Annotated in this window: 9 protein-coding genes and 1 tRNA gene; 3 read left to right on the top strand and 7 right to left on the bottom strand. The window is 72.5% G+C overall.

Annotated elements, in window-relative coordinates:
- Positions 1–184 precede the first annotated feature (184 nt).
- Positions 185–1,300, top strand: a complete 1,116-nt coding sequence (locus AB0K65_RS14325; protein WP_365716150.1) for a serine hydrolase domain-containing protein — start codon at positions 185–187, stop codon at positions 1,298–1,300.
- 87 nt (positions 1,301–1,387) lie between these two features.
- Here AB0K65_RS14325 and AB0K65_RS14330 read toward each other — a convergent pair whose 3' ends face one another.
- Positions 1,388–1,702, bottom strand: coding sequence for a DUF6882 domain-containing protein (locus AB0K65_RS14330; RefSeq protein WP_365716151.1), 315 nt, complete (start codon positions 1,700–1,702; stop codon positions 1,388–1,390).
- Between the two features lie 84 nt (positions 1,703–1,786).
- On the opposite strand from AB0K65_RS14330, the gene AB0K65_RS14335 reads away from it, so the two are divergent.
- Both AB0K65_RS14335 and AB0K65_RS14340 read left to right on the top strand, forming a co-directional pair.
- Positions 1,787–3,577, top strand: coding sequence for a serine hydrolase (locus tag AB0K65_RS14335; RefSeq protein ID WP_365716152.1), 1,791 nt, complete (start codon positions 1,787–1,789; stop codon positions 3,575–3,577).
- A gap of 494 nt (positions 3,578–4,071) precedes the next feature.
- Complete coding sequence (locus AB0K65_RS14340) at positions 4,072–5,724, top strand: cation acetate symporter (RefSeq protein ID WP_365716153.1); 1,653 nt, start codon at positions 4,072–4,074, stop codon at positions 5,722–5,724.
- 152 nt (positions 5,725–5,876) lie between these two features.
- On the opposite strand, the gene AB0K65_RS14345 is transcribed toward AB0K65_RS14340, so the two are convergent.
- The 6 genes from AB0K65_RS14345 to AB0K65_RS14370 form a co-directional block, all read right to left on the bottom strand.
- The gene (locus AB0K65_RS14345) at positions 5,877–7,085 is read right to left on the bottom strand and encodes a hypothetical protein (RefSeq protein ID WP_365716154.1); all 1,209 of its coding nucleotides are present in this window, start codon (positions 7,083–7,085) and stop codon (positions 5,877–5,879) included.
- A 334-nt stretch (positions 7,086–7,419) separates the two neighbouring features.
- On the bottom strand, positions 7,420–8,649 hold the full coding sequence (locus AB0K65_RS14350; protein WP_365716155.1) for a SpoIIE family protein phosphatase: 1,230 nt from the start codon (positions 8,647–8,649) through the stop codon (positions 7,420–7,422).
- A 197-nt stretch (positions 8,650–8,846) separates the two neighbouring features.
- Positions 8,847–9,803, bottom strand: a complete 957-nt coding sequence (locus AB0K65_RS14355; protein ID WP_365716156.1) for a sigma-70 family RNA polymerase sigma factor — start codon at positions 9,801–9,803, stop codon at positions 8,847–8,849.
- A gap of 10 nt (positions 9,804–9,813) precedes the next feature.
- Positions 9,814–11,031, bottom strand: a complete 1,218-nt coding sequence (locus tag AB0K65_RS14360) for an FAD-dependent oxidoreductase (protein ID WP_365716157.1) — start codon at positions 11,029–11,031, stop codon at positions 9,814–9,816.
- Between the two features lie 305 nt (positions 11,032–11,336).
- The gene (locus AB0K65_RS14365) at positions 11,337–13,835 is read right to left on the bottom strand and encodes a hypothetical protein (RefSeq protein ID WP_365716158.1); all 2,499 of its coding nucleotides are present in this window, start codon (positions 13,833–13,835) and stop codon (positions 11,337–11,339) included.
- 3 nt (positions 13,836–13,838) lie between these two features.
- Positions 13,839–13,912, bottom strand: a tRNA-Cys gene (locus AB0K65_RS14370).
- Between the last annotated feature and the right edge of the window lie 195 nt (positions 13,913–14,107).

Raw genomic sequence — 14,107 nt, forward strand, 5'->3', positions numbered from 1 at the left:
CGTCTCGTGTCTCCCCACGGGGACACCCACTCCGCCGACCGGCCGCGGCCGCAGAAGCCAGAACAGCCGCCTCCGGTGCCCTTTCGACACCCGGGGCGCCCTGGAGGTGGATCGCGCCCCACCCGACACATCCCGTACGGGAAGTATCGGGCAGAAGCCCCGGCCTGGCCCTGAGGCTTGTTCCATGACCGATATCAAGGGATTCTACGAGCCTCGGTTCACCGCAGTCCGTGAGGCGCTCGCGACGTTGCTCGCCGAGGACGACGTGGGGGCGTCGGTCGCCGTCTACGTGGGCGGCGAGCCGGTGGTCGACATCTGGGGTGGATACGCCGACGCGGACCGTTCCATCGACTGGGAGCACTCCACACTCACCTGCGTGAACTCGACGACCAAGACCATGACCGCCTTGTGTGCGCTGATCCTGGCGGACAGGGGCCGGCTCGATCTGTCCGCGCCGGTCGCCGCCTACTGGCCCGAGTTCGCCGCGGCAGGCAAGGAGAACGTGCTGGTTCGGCACGTCCTGTCACACACCGCGGGGCTTCCGGACCTGTCCGGGCTGGGAAAGGTCGAGGAACTCCACGCCTGGGAGAGCGTGACGGCGGGACTGGCCGCGCAGGCGCCGGAATGGGTACCCGGAACGGCGGCCGGGTACCACGCGCTCACCTTCGGGTTCCTCGTCGGTGAGCTCGTCCACCGCGTCACGGGACGAAGTGTCGGCGAGTTCTTCGCCGAGGAGGTGGCCGAGCCCCTGGGCGCTGACTTCCACATCGGCCTCTCCGCGGAGCACGACCACCGCGTCGCACGCCTCATCCCTCCGCCCTCCCTCACCGACGCGTACGCCGCCGCCCCACCACCCGGACCGGACGGTGCTCGCCGGGAGCACACCGGTGCCGCCATCCGGGTCGGTGACGCCAACTCCATCGCCTGGCGTCGCGCACAGATCCCTGCCGTCAACGGCTTCGGCAACGCCCGGTCCGTCGCCCGCGCCCAGTCGGTACTGGCGAACCGGGGCTCCGTCGGCGGCGTACGGCTCCTCTCCGCCCAGGGCTGCGAACCCGCGTGGCAGGAGGTGTTCAGGGGCGACGACCGCGTCCTGCGGACGCCGATGTCCTGGACCATGGGCTTCGGAAGGTTCGGCAACACCTTCGGCTGGGGCGGTTGGGGCGGCTCGCTGGTCGCGAGCGATCCCGAGGCACGCATGACGGTGGCCTATGTGATGAACCAGATGATCGACCCGGTCCGGCAGGAGGACAACCGTGGCATGGAGATCGTCATGGCCGCATACAGCGGACTGGACTGACGGCTCCATCGGACAGTGGCTCCGGCCCGCCGGTCCGTGAGGCGCATGGCTGCATCCCGTCGCGAAAGGAGCTGATCGGACAGCGATTCACAGGCGTTCGGCGGTGAACGACAAGTCGTGGATCAGGAGGAGGAGTTGCAGGTCATCGGTGGACTCCGCCCACAGTCCGTCGGCGTCGAGCACGGACGCCGCGACCATCCGGGCCTCGGCGACGAGGTCGGGCTGGTAGTCGAAGCCGGGCCATGGCAGGACGGGGTGGTCGTTCTCCTCGCCGAACTGCCGGACCCGCTTGATGTCACCCAGGACCCTGGGGGGCAGTGACTCGTTCGCCCACGCCCACAGCCACGACCTCCGGGGCCGGGGCGGCGAGGCCGCCGCCGTGCGAATGTGACCGGTTCGCAACAGGACGACCCGAGGAGCAACGTTCCGATCATCTCGGTCATCTGGGTCCTCGACATGACGGAACACACATAAGAGGACTGAACGATGAACGCGGTGCCGGTGGACGGGGCGTCCTCCAGAGAGTCGGAGCACGAGCGGCCGCCGAACGGCGGGGACGCGGGGCGGGCCGAGGACGCGGATGCCGTCGAGGCGGGCGGGCGTGGGAGTGCGAAGACCCCGCGGGAAGCGGCGCCCACCGCGGACGCGCCCCCCGGGACGGGCACGGCGCCGGAGCCCGGGACGGAACGGCGGGCCGAGACCGGGCCGGAGATCGCCGACGATGCCGACGGGAACTCCGACGACACCGCTGACCAGGCTGAAGCAGCCCCGGCGACCGAGCCCGTGCAGGAGAAGGCTTCGGCGACCGAGCCCGTACACGACGAAGCACCCGCGACCGAGCCCGTACACGACGAAGGCTCCGCGACCGAGCCCGGAAACGGGAAGGCACCGGCGCCTGGGCCGCCGGCCGTCCTCGCCCTCTCGCCGGACGCCGGTCATCGCGATCCGGACCCGGAGCCGGCGCGCGAGGCCGCCCTGCCCGCGCACGATCTCCCGGCGGAGCCCGCCGGCACTCCCCCGCCGCCCATGGCACCGACACGGACGCTCGCCCGGCGGAGCACGATCTGGACGCCGCTGGTCCTGTTGGCGGCCGTGGTGTTCGTGGTCGTGCAGGCGCTGCGGCCCTTGCCTGAGGCCGGCCTCCACGGCGCCGAGGTCTCGTACACGCTGCCGGGCCGGTTCGAGGTTCCCTGGCCGGACCACGGGCAGGGAGCGGTCCACATTCCCGGGTCCGGCCAGGTCGCGGTGTTCGGTCCGCAGAGGCCGGTGCCGACGGCCAGCGTCGCGAAGATCATGACGGCGTACGTCATCCTGAGGGACCATCCGCTGAGGAAGGGCGAGGAGGGGCCGCGGATCACCGTGGACGACAAGGCCGTCGCCGACGGGACGGCCACGAACGAGTCCAGGATCGAGGGCCTGACGGCGGGGACCACCTTCAGCCAGCAGGACATGCTGAAGATGCTGATGATCCCGTCGGGCAACAACGTGGCCCGGCTGCTGGCCCGGTGGGACGGCCACAGCGACTCCACGGCACCCTTCGTGGCGAAGATGAACGCGGCGGCCGAGGACCTCGGGATGCGCGACACCACCTACACCGATCCCAGCGGGCTGGACTCCAGGACCGTCAGCACACCCGTCGACCAGCTGAAACTGGCGGAGGCGGTGATGAAGTCCGACGTGTTCCGGGCGATCGTCGCCATGCCGAACGCCACGATCAAGGGGCTGCCCAAGCCGCTGTACAACAACAACGACAATCTGCTGCTCGCCGGGCTGAGCATCAAGGGCATCAAGACCGGCTCCAGTACGCCGGCGGGCGGCACGCTGGTGTGGGCGGCCTACAAGACGGTCGGCTCGCGGACGCCGCTGATCCTCGGCTCGATGATGGGCCAGCGCGCCGACGGGCCCGACCCGGACGCCCTCCGGAGCCTGGCGCTGGTGAAGTCCCGCAGCGAGAAGGTCGTCGCAGCGGTCCGCGCCGGCCTCACGTCCGTGACCGTCGTCCCCAGGGGACAGGTCGTCGGGCACGTACGCGATCGGCTGGGCCGCCGCGTACCCGTGGTGGCCGCGAGCGACCTGACGGTCATCGGCGTCCCCGGTCAGAAGCTGGACGCCGTACTCAGCGTCAAAGGCCGGGCGCTCCCCCTGTCGGCCCCGGCAGGCACCGAGGTCGCCACGCTGACCGTGGGCAGCGGTCCGCAGGCCCCGTCGATCCCTGTGGCCCTGCGGGAGAAGCTGGCGGAGCCGACGTTCCTCGACAGGCTCGCGCGCCTCAAGTGACAGGCGCCGAGGCGGGCGACCCCCGGGCAGCTGTCTCGGACGGTCGTGGACACCGCACGGCGCGACCGGTCGCGCGGGAGCTGAAGAGCCCCGTGGGCCCGTTTCGCGCAGGAGCGTGAAGCGTGTGATCCGGGGCACGAGGCCGTCATGAAGTTTCTGATCGTCATCGTGGTCATCGCACTCGCCGCCGCCTGGTATCTGCAGTCGCGCAAGCGGCGGTGACCGACCCGCCCGACGGCCCCCCGCCCGTGCTCAGGTGGTGCTCACGCGCGGGTCGAGGGACCCGGCTCGGCGGGCGTCGCCCGGGCGGACGCAGCGGTTCCGCCGAGAGGCCCTTCCCCGTCGGGCGCTCCCCGCCCGTACGGCATTGGTCCCGTGCACAGGCCGGGGCCGCGCCGATGTGCTCGTGACACGTCCCCGCTGCCGCTCCTTCACCGGCGGGCCCGCACCGTGCTCTCGTGGGCTCCTTACCGTCGCGAGCGTCCCGGAGAGTCATGACCGCGCATCCCTCCCCCGTCACCGAGCTGTCCATGTCCGGGGGTGTCACGCAGGGCGCGGTCCTGATCAGCTTCCTTCTGATCGTGGTCGCCGCGCTGTTCGCCTGCCTGCTCCTCGGGCCTCAGCGCGAGGAGGCCGAGCACTTCTACATCGGCCGTCGGCGGAACAAGCCCGTGCGCAACGGACTCGCGTTGGCGGGGGACTACATCTCGTCGGCCACGGTGGTGGGAACCGCGGGGACCGTCGCACTGATGGGATTCGACGGCCTGTTCGTCGCGGGCAGCACCGTGGCCGCTCTCGTCGTCCTGTCCTTCCTCGCCGGGCCGCTGCGTGCGCGCGGACGGTTCACGATCGCCGACGTCTTCGCGGACCGTGCGCCGGGAACCCCCGTCCGGGTCGCCGCGGCGGTCGTGACCCTGCTGGTGTGCCTGCTCTACTTCGTCGTACAGCTGTCGGCCGTGGCCCTGGTGACCGCGCAGCTCCTGAGCCTGGAGACCGTGGGAGCGCAGCGCACGATCGCGGTGATGATCGGTGTCCTGATCGCCTGCGCCACCGCCGTCGGGGGGATGCGCGGGGCAACCGCGCTGCAGGCGGCGAAGACCGTCATCGTCATCGTCGCCCTGGTCCTCGTCGTCGGCGCGCTCCTCGCCCGCTTCGGCTGGAATCCGGTCGCTCTGCTGGACGCCGCGCGGGCCAACAACGGTGCGGGATCGGCGTACTTCCAGCCCGGGCTGCTGCAACGCTCCAACCCCAGCGCCAGCTGGACCTTCGACTTCGTCGGGCTCCAGCTCAGCATCGTCCTCGGCGCGGCCGTCATGCCGCACGTCGTGATGCGACTGCACGCCACTCCCGGCGCCACGGCGGCGCGCCGCTCCGTCCGGGGCGCCCTGCTCGTCGTCTCGGCCGTCATCGCGTGCACGGTGGTGATCGGCCTGGGGACGGCGGCGAGCGTCGGTGGCGCGAAGCTGGCCGCGGTCAGCCCCGGCGGCACTGGGGCCCTGATGCTCGTCACCGGGACGCTCGCCGGCGGGCCGGGATCCACGACCGGGGCCGCGCTCTTCGTCCTCGTGGCCACCGCCGTCTTCGCGACCTCCCTCGCCGTCATCGCGGGCATCACCCTGACCGCCTCGGCCGCGGTCGGACACGACCTGTACCGGCAGGCGCTGCGTCGGACGGGGAGTTCGGAGAAGGGCGTCGAGATCAGCACCGCCCGCTGGGGTGCGGTCGCCGTCAGCGCGGCAGGCATCATCCTCACGTACGCGGCCCTCGACTGGAACATCCAGATGTTCAGCTGGGTCGCGCTCGCCGTCGCCGCCTCCAGCCTGCTGCCCGCCCTCGTCTACAGCCTGTACTGGAGCCGCTTCACCGAACGCGGCCTGATGTGGACGCTCACCGGCGGCGCGGGCTGCGTCGTCGTGCTCCAGGCGTTCACGCCCATGGTGTCGGGTCTGCCCTCGTCGTTCCTCCCCCGCGTGGACGTCGCCTGGCTCCCCTTCCAGTCCGTCGCCCTCATCTCCATCCCGGTCGGCTTCGCTCTGGGCTGGCTGGGCAGTGTGACCCACGCGCGGCGCGCCCAGGGCGGTCGGGACGACGCGCCCCGGACTGACGACTCACGAGGCCGTGACGCGCGAGGCAGTCGTACGGCCTGATCCGCCCGGCGTGCGCCGGCGCCGGGGTCACGCGCCGACAGGACTCCGCTCAGGCCTCTTGCTCGTCGCCCGCGGCTTCGTGGGCGAGCGAGGGCCGCCGCCCGCCCTGCTGCGTGCGGACGGCGGCCCCGGTCAGTGCGGGACGGACACGGTCAGCTGGGGAGCCGATCGATGATCCAGGTGCACAGCTCCTCGGTGATGGCCGTGTGCGCGGTGGTCGTGGACGAACAGAGGAAGTCGTCCAACTCGCTCTCCTCCGAGTTCAGTTCGCCGATGTTCGCGTAGAGGTTGCCCTGCTGGTCGATGTCGCGGATGGCGACCGCGCTGACCGACGGGACGAAGCACACGTCCTCGTGGCGCAGCTCCGCCTTGCCGCCGAGCTTCTCCAGCGTGTCGGCGAGGATCTTGTACGTGTGCAGGGTTCCGCCCGGGGCGCCGTCCAGCTCCGGGAAGTCGCTGGTGGTGATGGTCTCCTCTGCCTTGGGGAGCCTGCGGTTGAGATAGGCGGCCGTCACGTCGTCGCCCTGAGCCTGGGCGTAGAAGGTGGTGCCCGGGTAGATCCGCTCGATCCGCAGCGCGACCTCGCCGGCCTTCACCTCCGGCAGGCCGACCCCGTCGGCGCGGCCGTTCGCCACGGCGATCGTGCGCGGGATCCGCGGCCACCCGCCGACCCGGTCGAGGTCGTCGAGGAAGTCCGTGCGCAACGGGGAGACACCGGTCTTGCCGGTCTCCGGGTCGTAGTGCTGCCACAGCATCTGGCAGGCGGCCGGGCTGCTCATCTGCCGGGCGAAATCGTTCGGGAACGGGATGAAGTACGAGAACGCCTGCACGCCGACCGGAATGGTCGCGCCGCGGTGCGGGCTGTCGTAGGAGAAGTACAGCGCGGTCCGGTGGTCGATGCGCCGGGTCTCCATCCGGGCGAGGGCGTAGCGGGTGACGATGCCGCCCATGCTGAACCCGCCGACGGCCAGGCGCGCATCGCCCTGCTGTTCGGCGATGGCCCGCATGACGGCGGCTTCGGCCGCCTGCGCGTTGTCGCGGATCGAGGCGCTGCGCTCCTCGAAGCCGAGCAGGATCACGTCCCTGCCGCGTCGGCGCAGCTCGCTGATGAAGGGGAACTCGCCGTTCTCCAGACCGTGGTAGAGCGCGTCGAGCTTGCTCCGGCCGAGGTTGAAACCGTCGGCCATGATGACGGGCCGGACGAGACCGCTGGTGTTGCCCTCGCCGGGAAAGACCCAGGCGAAGCCGTTGGGCAGGGGCCACTCCTGGTGCTCCGGCACCTCGATGGTCCCGGCGGGTTCGGCGGTCAGCGGACCGCCGAGAGTGAACGAACCGACGTTGGGCTCGGTCGTCTCGGACATGGTCGTGCTCCTTGTGCGTTGGGGGGTGGGTGAGACGACGTCATCATGGTGGTCGATCGGGGTGCATTACTCCTTTGAGCTGGGGAGTTCACCAGTTCTGATGGAGCGTGGGCGGGAAGTGTTTGACGCACCTGACACATGACACTGGCCTGTTCTCATCGCTCGCTCGTTCCCCCGGAGAACCCCACCGGAACGGCCACCCGGGGGGCGGCATCGTCCAGGGCGGCCGGGAGAGCAGCCCCGGGCGTCGCGGGCCCGCGCTCGCCGGGTTCCGGACGCCGGGATCGCCGGTGAGGCGGACGGCTTCGGGCGGTCGCTCCGGGCGCGTCGACCGTCAGAGGCGGAGGACGACCAGGGCGGTGTCGTCGGTGATGCCGGCCGGCGGGATCAGATCGGCCAGGAGGGCGTCGGCGAGCCGGTCGGGGTCGGCCGCGCGGTGGCGGTTCAGGGAGTCCGCGAGTCGGCGGAGGCCGGTGTCGATGTCCTCGTGACGGCGCTCGACGAGCCCGTCGGTGTAGAGGACGAGAGTGGAGCCGTCGGTGAAGCCGGTTCGGCCCTGCGGACGCGAGACGTGTTCCGGGCGGGCTCCGAGCGGCGGGTCGGTCGCCTGGTCGAGGAACGTCACCGTGCCGTCCGGGTGGCAGAGGACGGGCGGCGGATGTCCGGCGCTGCTGTAGGCGAGCGTGTGGGCCGTCCAGTCGATGAAGACCGAGACGGCGGTGGTCGACTCCGCGCCGTCGACATGGCGCGCGTACAGACCCAGCACCTCAAGGGCCTGAGCCGGCCCGGCGGCGACCCGGGAGGCGGCGGACAGCGCGCTGCGCAGCTGGCCCATGACGCCGGCGGCACGCAGTCCGTGGCCGACGACGTCACCGACGGCGAGGACGGTGCCATCGCGGTCGGGCAGGTCGATCAGGTCGTACCAGTCACCGCACACGTTCAGGGAGCCGGTCGCGGGCCGGTAGCGCACCGCTGCGCGGTGGCCGATCGGGCCGGGGGCGGGGAGCATCGCCTGCTGGAGGTGGAGTGCGACCTCGCGTTCGCGGGCGTGTGCCTCGCGCAACCGCTGGTTGAGTTCCTGGAGTTCCCGGCCGCGGGTGTAGAGCTCCGCCTCCAGGACCCGGGCACCGTCACCTCCGCTGCGGCGGTCGTGCGCGCGGATGATCTCGGTGACCTCCTCCACTCGGTGGAGCAGCAGCGCCACCGCACCGTCCGGAGCGAGCACCGGGGCGTTGACCGGGCTCCAGTACCGCTCCTCCCACTCCCCCGGCCGCTCGGGGTCCTGCACGTCGTAGCGCTGCAGTGCCATGGTGTCGCTCTCCCCCGTGGAGGCGACCCTCTGGAGCGAGGCGTGCAGGTTGCGCACCCCGCTCGCGGCCGGGTCGCCGGGGTTGTCGGGGAAGACGTCGAAGAGGAAGTGCCCCACCACCTGCTCGCGCGTACGGCCCGACAGGGAGAGGTACGCCTGGTTGACGTCGACGAACACCAGCTCCTTGCTCAGCAGCGCGACGGCGCCCGGCAAGGACTGGAAGACCGCCTCGAAGTCGATGTCGGAAGTACGCACAGTCCACCTGTCCGGCACGAGACCGTTCGATCCGGAGACACGGGATCCGACCCTACGGCGCCGTCGACCGCCCGACGGCGACCTTCGTCCGGACGCGCCCGGCTCGGCCCGGTCGGCCCAGTGTGCGGCGGCCGCACCGGCCCGGGCGAGGCGCGCTCCGCCATCCGGCGGGCGGACTCCTCATGTTCGGTGCCGGGTCACCATCGCGGGACGAGCGGCGTGACCGGTTCGTGTCGGCGCCATGCCTCGGTGAGGCGTACGAGGCGGGCGGAGGCGGCGATGCCGCGCATGGTGGTGATCCTGCCGTCGGCGAGGTCGAACGTCACGGCGCCGATGACCCGGTCCTCGAGCACGAAGAGCAGGGCAGGGGCGTCGTTGACGCGCGCGTAGTGGATGGCGGGCGTGCCGCCGGCGAGTCGCCGTTTCGCGGCGGTGGGTCTGAATCCGGCCCGTGCGAGCGTGGCGATGCGCTGCGGGGTGTCGAACCGCAGCAGCTTCCTGGCCAGACCGGCGCCGTCGGAGATCGCGGTCGCGTCGTCGGTGAGCAGCGCCACCAGCCGGTCGGTGCGCCCCGAGGAGGCGGCGGCGAGGAACTCCTCCACAATCCTGCGGGCCGACGCCGGGTCGGTCTCGCCTCCGCCTCGGCGGCGCTCGGCGGTGACGCGGCGCCGGGCCCGGTGGAGGTGCTGCTGGCTCGCGGACTCGGTGATGTCGAGGATCTCGGCGATCTCGGCGTGGCTGTGGGAGAACGCCTCGCGCAGGATGTAGACGGCCCGTTCCAGGGGCGTGAGCCGCTCCATGAGGGTCAGCACGGCCAGGGAGACCGATTCGCGCTGCTCGAAGGTGTCGGCCGGCCCGAGCATCGGGTCGCCGTCCAGGAGCGGTTCGGGCAGCCAGGCGCCGACGGCGCGTTCTCGGCGGGACTGGGCCGAGCGGAGGCGGTCGAGGCACAGGTTGGTGACGACCTTGGTCAGCCAGGCTTCCGGCACCGTGATCCGCGACCGGTCGGCGGCCTGCCAGTGCAGGAAGGCGTCCTGCACGGCGTCTTCGGCGTCGGCGGCGGAACCCAGCAGCCGGTACGCCAGCGAGGCCAGCCGCTTGCGGCCGGCCTCGAAGCGATCGGCGTCGAAGCGATCGGCGTCCGAGTTGTTCACGAGGACCACCCTAGGCAGCGACGGGTCCGGCCTTCTCGACGGACGTCTCCGGCGCGGCGGTCGTGCGGCGCTTGCGCTGGGGCAGACCGAAGGTCGGGTGGGAGTTGGCCCACAGCGACATCCTGAGGATGCCCGCCTTGATCCGCGCGGCCTTCCAGCCGCCCACGTACTTCGGCTGGGCCAGCCCTTCGCCGTCGACCGTCTGCAGGATCCCGTCCCTCCGCCCGAGGCTGATGTGGTTGCCGAGGTACTCCAGCTTCGCCTTCGCGATCTCGCGGCCGGTCAGCCGTCCCACGATCGCGGCCGTGGCCTGCCTGCCGGTGAAACCGGCGGAAGCGCAGGACATGGGGAGCGGCCTGCCGTTGTCGCCGATGGCGTAGGCGCTGTCACCGACGGCGTAGACGTCCGGGTGCGAGACGGACCGCATGGCTCCGTCGACGATGATCCGGCCGTTCTCGGTGACCTCCAGCCCGCCGGCGGCGGCGACGGGGTCGACCGCGAAGCCGGCCGCCCACACGGTCGCGTCGGACGCCAGGGTCGCGCCGTCGGCGCACAGCACTCGCCTCGCCTCGACGGCTTCGACGGTGGTGTGTTCCAGGACGGTGATCCCGAGCCGGTCGCAGGCCCGGCGCAGGTGGCCGCGGGCTCCGGCGGAGAGCGGAGCGCCCAGCTCTCCGCGGGCGATCAGCGTGACCGACAGGCCGGGCCGGGATTCGGCGATCTCGGTGGCGCTCTCGATGCCGGTCAACCCGTCGCCGACGACCAGCACCCTCCCGTGTTCGCCGCGATCGCCGTGTCGGTCGAGGCGGTCGAGGTGGGCGCGCAGGCGCAGGGCGGAGGGGCGGGAGGCGATGTCGAAGCCGTGCTCGGCCACACCGGGGACGCCGTGGTCGGCGCCCCGGCTGCCGAGAGCGTAGACAAGCGTGTCGTAGACGAGTTCGCCGACGCCGCCGGCGTCTGCCACGGCGACGACCCGGCGCTCGGGGTCGACGGCGGTGACACGGCCCAGGCGCAGGCGTATCCCCGTGCCCGCGAAGACCTCCGCGAGCGGCGGAGCCTCGATCTCCTGGCCTGCCGCGAGCTGGTGCAGCCGCAGCCGCTGGACAAAGTCCGGCTCGGCGTTGACCACGGTGATCTCGATGTCCGCCGGGGACAGCCGGCGGGCCAGGTTCCCTGCCACGTGGGCCCCGGCATAGCCGGCGCCGAGGACGACGATGCGGTGCTTCATGTGCTGCTCCTGTCGGTTCGTTCGCTCTCGGTGACTTGAGCGGGACAGCCTCTCGATTACTGACAGGAACCTCATGTGATGTGAGTCACAGCGCTACGGAAGCGTCGTTCGACGTCGCCTCACGCGGCGTGTGCGCCCGATCCGGACGGCCCGCGCGGGCGGGTCGCGCCGTGTGAGGATCCCGGCGCGCCCACCGCGACACGCAGCCGCGGGTGCGGTGTGACGTGGTGCGGGCGCCGGTCACGGCGAGCAGGTCCGAGGCGCCCGCACGACCGGGAGCCGAGCCGGCCGGAGGCTCCGCATGGTCAGATCATCCAGTGGCCTCCGCGGCTCCAGCCGAGGAACCGGCGGGCGAGCCCGCCCTGTGCGGTGCCGTCCGTGTCGAATGCGCCGCCCGCGGCCACCAGGCGCAACCCCGCGACGGCCGGGCCCAGTCGAGCCGCCGTGTGCCACGGCTGTCCGGCGGTCTGCGTGGCCACCCACTCCACGACCGCCGCCTGACGGTCAGGGGCGCAGAGCGACAGGTGGAACAGCATCTGCCGCCACGCGTACGCCGCGTCCTTGACCGTGGCCAGCGGGCGCGGGTGCCCCTGCACCCGTGTCACGAGCCGGCACACCGTGGTGAAGCATGCGCGGGCCAGCGACTCCCAGCCGGCCGCCGGAGCGATGCCCGCCTGCCGGACGAGGACTGCCAGGTTGTGCGTGGTGAGGATCTGCGCCTGCTCGATCACGGTGCCGTTCGCCGCCGGGGAGCCCGACCAGGATCCCGCACCGCGCCCCGAACGGGCCGCTCCCGTGGCGGACGCCTCTGCCCGCTCGGCGCACATCCGTGCGAACTCGCGGGCGGGGGCGGAACCGGCCCCCGCGAAGGTCGCGCGGCGGCGCACGAGGCCTTCCGCGGCCTGGACGACTGCCATGCTCCGAACCGCCACGCAGTCGATGGCGTAGTAGCGGGCGTAGAGGCTGCCGTCGAGGAGGTCGGCGGCAGCGCGCGCGGAGTCGAGGAACTTCGGGGTGAACGAGCCCATGAAGATGTCGGCGGCCAGCTCCTCCACGAACGGCGCGGCGAGGTCGGCCTGCCGCGCCAGCTGGGACAGTTCACGCACCAGCGGGTTGGGCAGCAGGGTGCCGGGGAAGGCGCCGACCGCGAGCTCGCCGAGCTGCCGCAGCGTCTCCGCGGCCGCAGCCCGCGATCGCTCGGTCGCGTCGGTGTCGGTACCGTGTCCGGCGACCGCCCGCACCCAGGGGAGTTCGTCCACGCGCACCTGGTGTTCGAGGTTCAGAAGCAGCAGCGAACGGCGGTTGCGGAAGGCGCGGTAGGTGGCCGCCGCCAGCGTGCGCAGCGCCGGGTCGACGAACCGCCGGGCCGTGGCGGCCGCGACCAGCTGCGGTACCAGCGTCGCCAGGACCTCCGCCGACGGCACGAGTCCGCGCTCGACGAGGGTCTCCAGCGGCGCGCTCAGGGCGGATGCCACCGACCGCCGCAGCGGCTCGGGGACGGCCGCGCCTTCCGGCAGCCCGGTGGCGTCGGCCTCGACGGCGGTCACCGGGGCGACCGGGGACTCGACGTCGGCGATGCCCGTGCGCTGGTCGCGGTCCGCAAGCCGGCGCACCACGAGCGCGGCGATCCGGTGGTGGGAGGGCAGGGCTGCCTGGCGGGCCTGCGCGCTGCGCAACCGGATGTGCTCGGGAGAACCCGGAAGCCCGCGCTTGGCGACCATCGAGGTCACGGCGTGGCGGACCAGCCCGGCGAGCCGGGGCGGCACCGGCCGGCCGGCGGCCACGTCCTCCAGGGCGCGCCGCAGGATGCCGGCGTTCGACTTCGCATTGCGGTGCTTGCCGCACAACGGGTGCGCCGCCGCGAGCTTTTCGTACCGCTGGAGGAGTGCGGCGGCTTCCCTGCGGCGGCCGCTGTCATCCGGCACGCGCGCCGCAGGACCTGTCGCCGAGCGCGGCGCCGCACCCCGTTCCCTCCGTTCCCCGCCGGCGCCGGAAGCACCGCCGTCGCCCAGCGCGGCGCCCTGCGTTGCGCCTGCCCGAGGGGCATCGGCCCCCGAGGCCTCGGTCCTCGTGGCGTCGGCGGCCTGAGAGCGCAGCCAGAAGCCGAGGAGTTCGTCCTCGAACGGCCGCCATACGGTCAGCGCCTCCCGCTGCGCCTCGATCGCCGCCTTCGGCTGCCTGCCGGACAGCTCCGCGGTCACCTCGGCGACGGTGCGGCGGTGCACCGCGCCCGGTGCGGCGGCCGGACGGTCCACCGGCCGGGGCAGGAAGCGCAGTCGGTCCGCGTAGGGCTGGAGCTCGCGCACCAGTCCGGCGGCCGCCTCGACGTCATCCGCCCGGACGAGCCAGGCGACCGTCAGCAGCGCGGTCTCCTCCGGCAGCGCCGCCTCGTAGCGTCCGCTGTCCAGCAGCTCCCACAGCTCCGTCAGGCCCTCTTCCGTCAGGGCGTGGGCGAACAGCGCGGAACGCGTGGCGGGAACGCCCGCTCGTCGCGCCGCCTGCTCCTCGTACGGGGCGAGCGGTCCGCCGGCCGCGGGCGTACCGGTCGCGAACCCCCCGCGTACGACCTCGGGCGTGACCCAGCCCGGCAGTCCGGCCACCGGCGCACGGGAGCCGATGGTGAGCCGCCCGTCCGCGATTCCGGAGAGCACGTCCCGCCACTGGCGCATCCGGCTCTGGGCGCGGTCGCGCGTGTCGGCGTCGGGGTGCGTCAGGAAGGTGCGCACGGCCCGGTCCAACTGGGCGGCGGCATACGCCGGGTCGGCGTTCGGAGGCGGGAGCTGCTTGTCAGCGATCTCGTTCATAAGCCGACGTGGCAGGTTCCGCCCCTGCGCCCTCCGGGTCTGCAGCCCGGCGCTCTGACTGACTGAGCTACACGCCGTCGATGGTCGAAACCCTAGAAGGAAGGTCACGGCGACGACAATCCATTTCCCGGCGGCCCTCTCATCCCCCTGCCCGCGGCAACGACCCGCGCGAAAGGGGCTGCGCCGCCCGGTCGCGCCGTCGCGGCGAGTACCGTCCCGAGGCCGTGGCGGCGTGGCCCCCGTGCGCGGCGCGCTGCGGCGCGGGGCCGCCG

The sequence above is a fragment of the Streptomyces sp. NPDC053755 genome, from assembly GCF_040677675.1.
Taxonomy (GTDB): Bacteria; Actinomycetota; Actinomycetes; order Streptomycetales; family Streptomycetaceae; genus Streptomyces.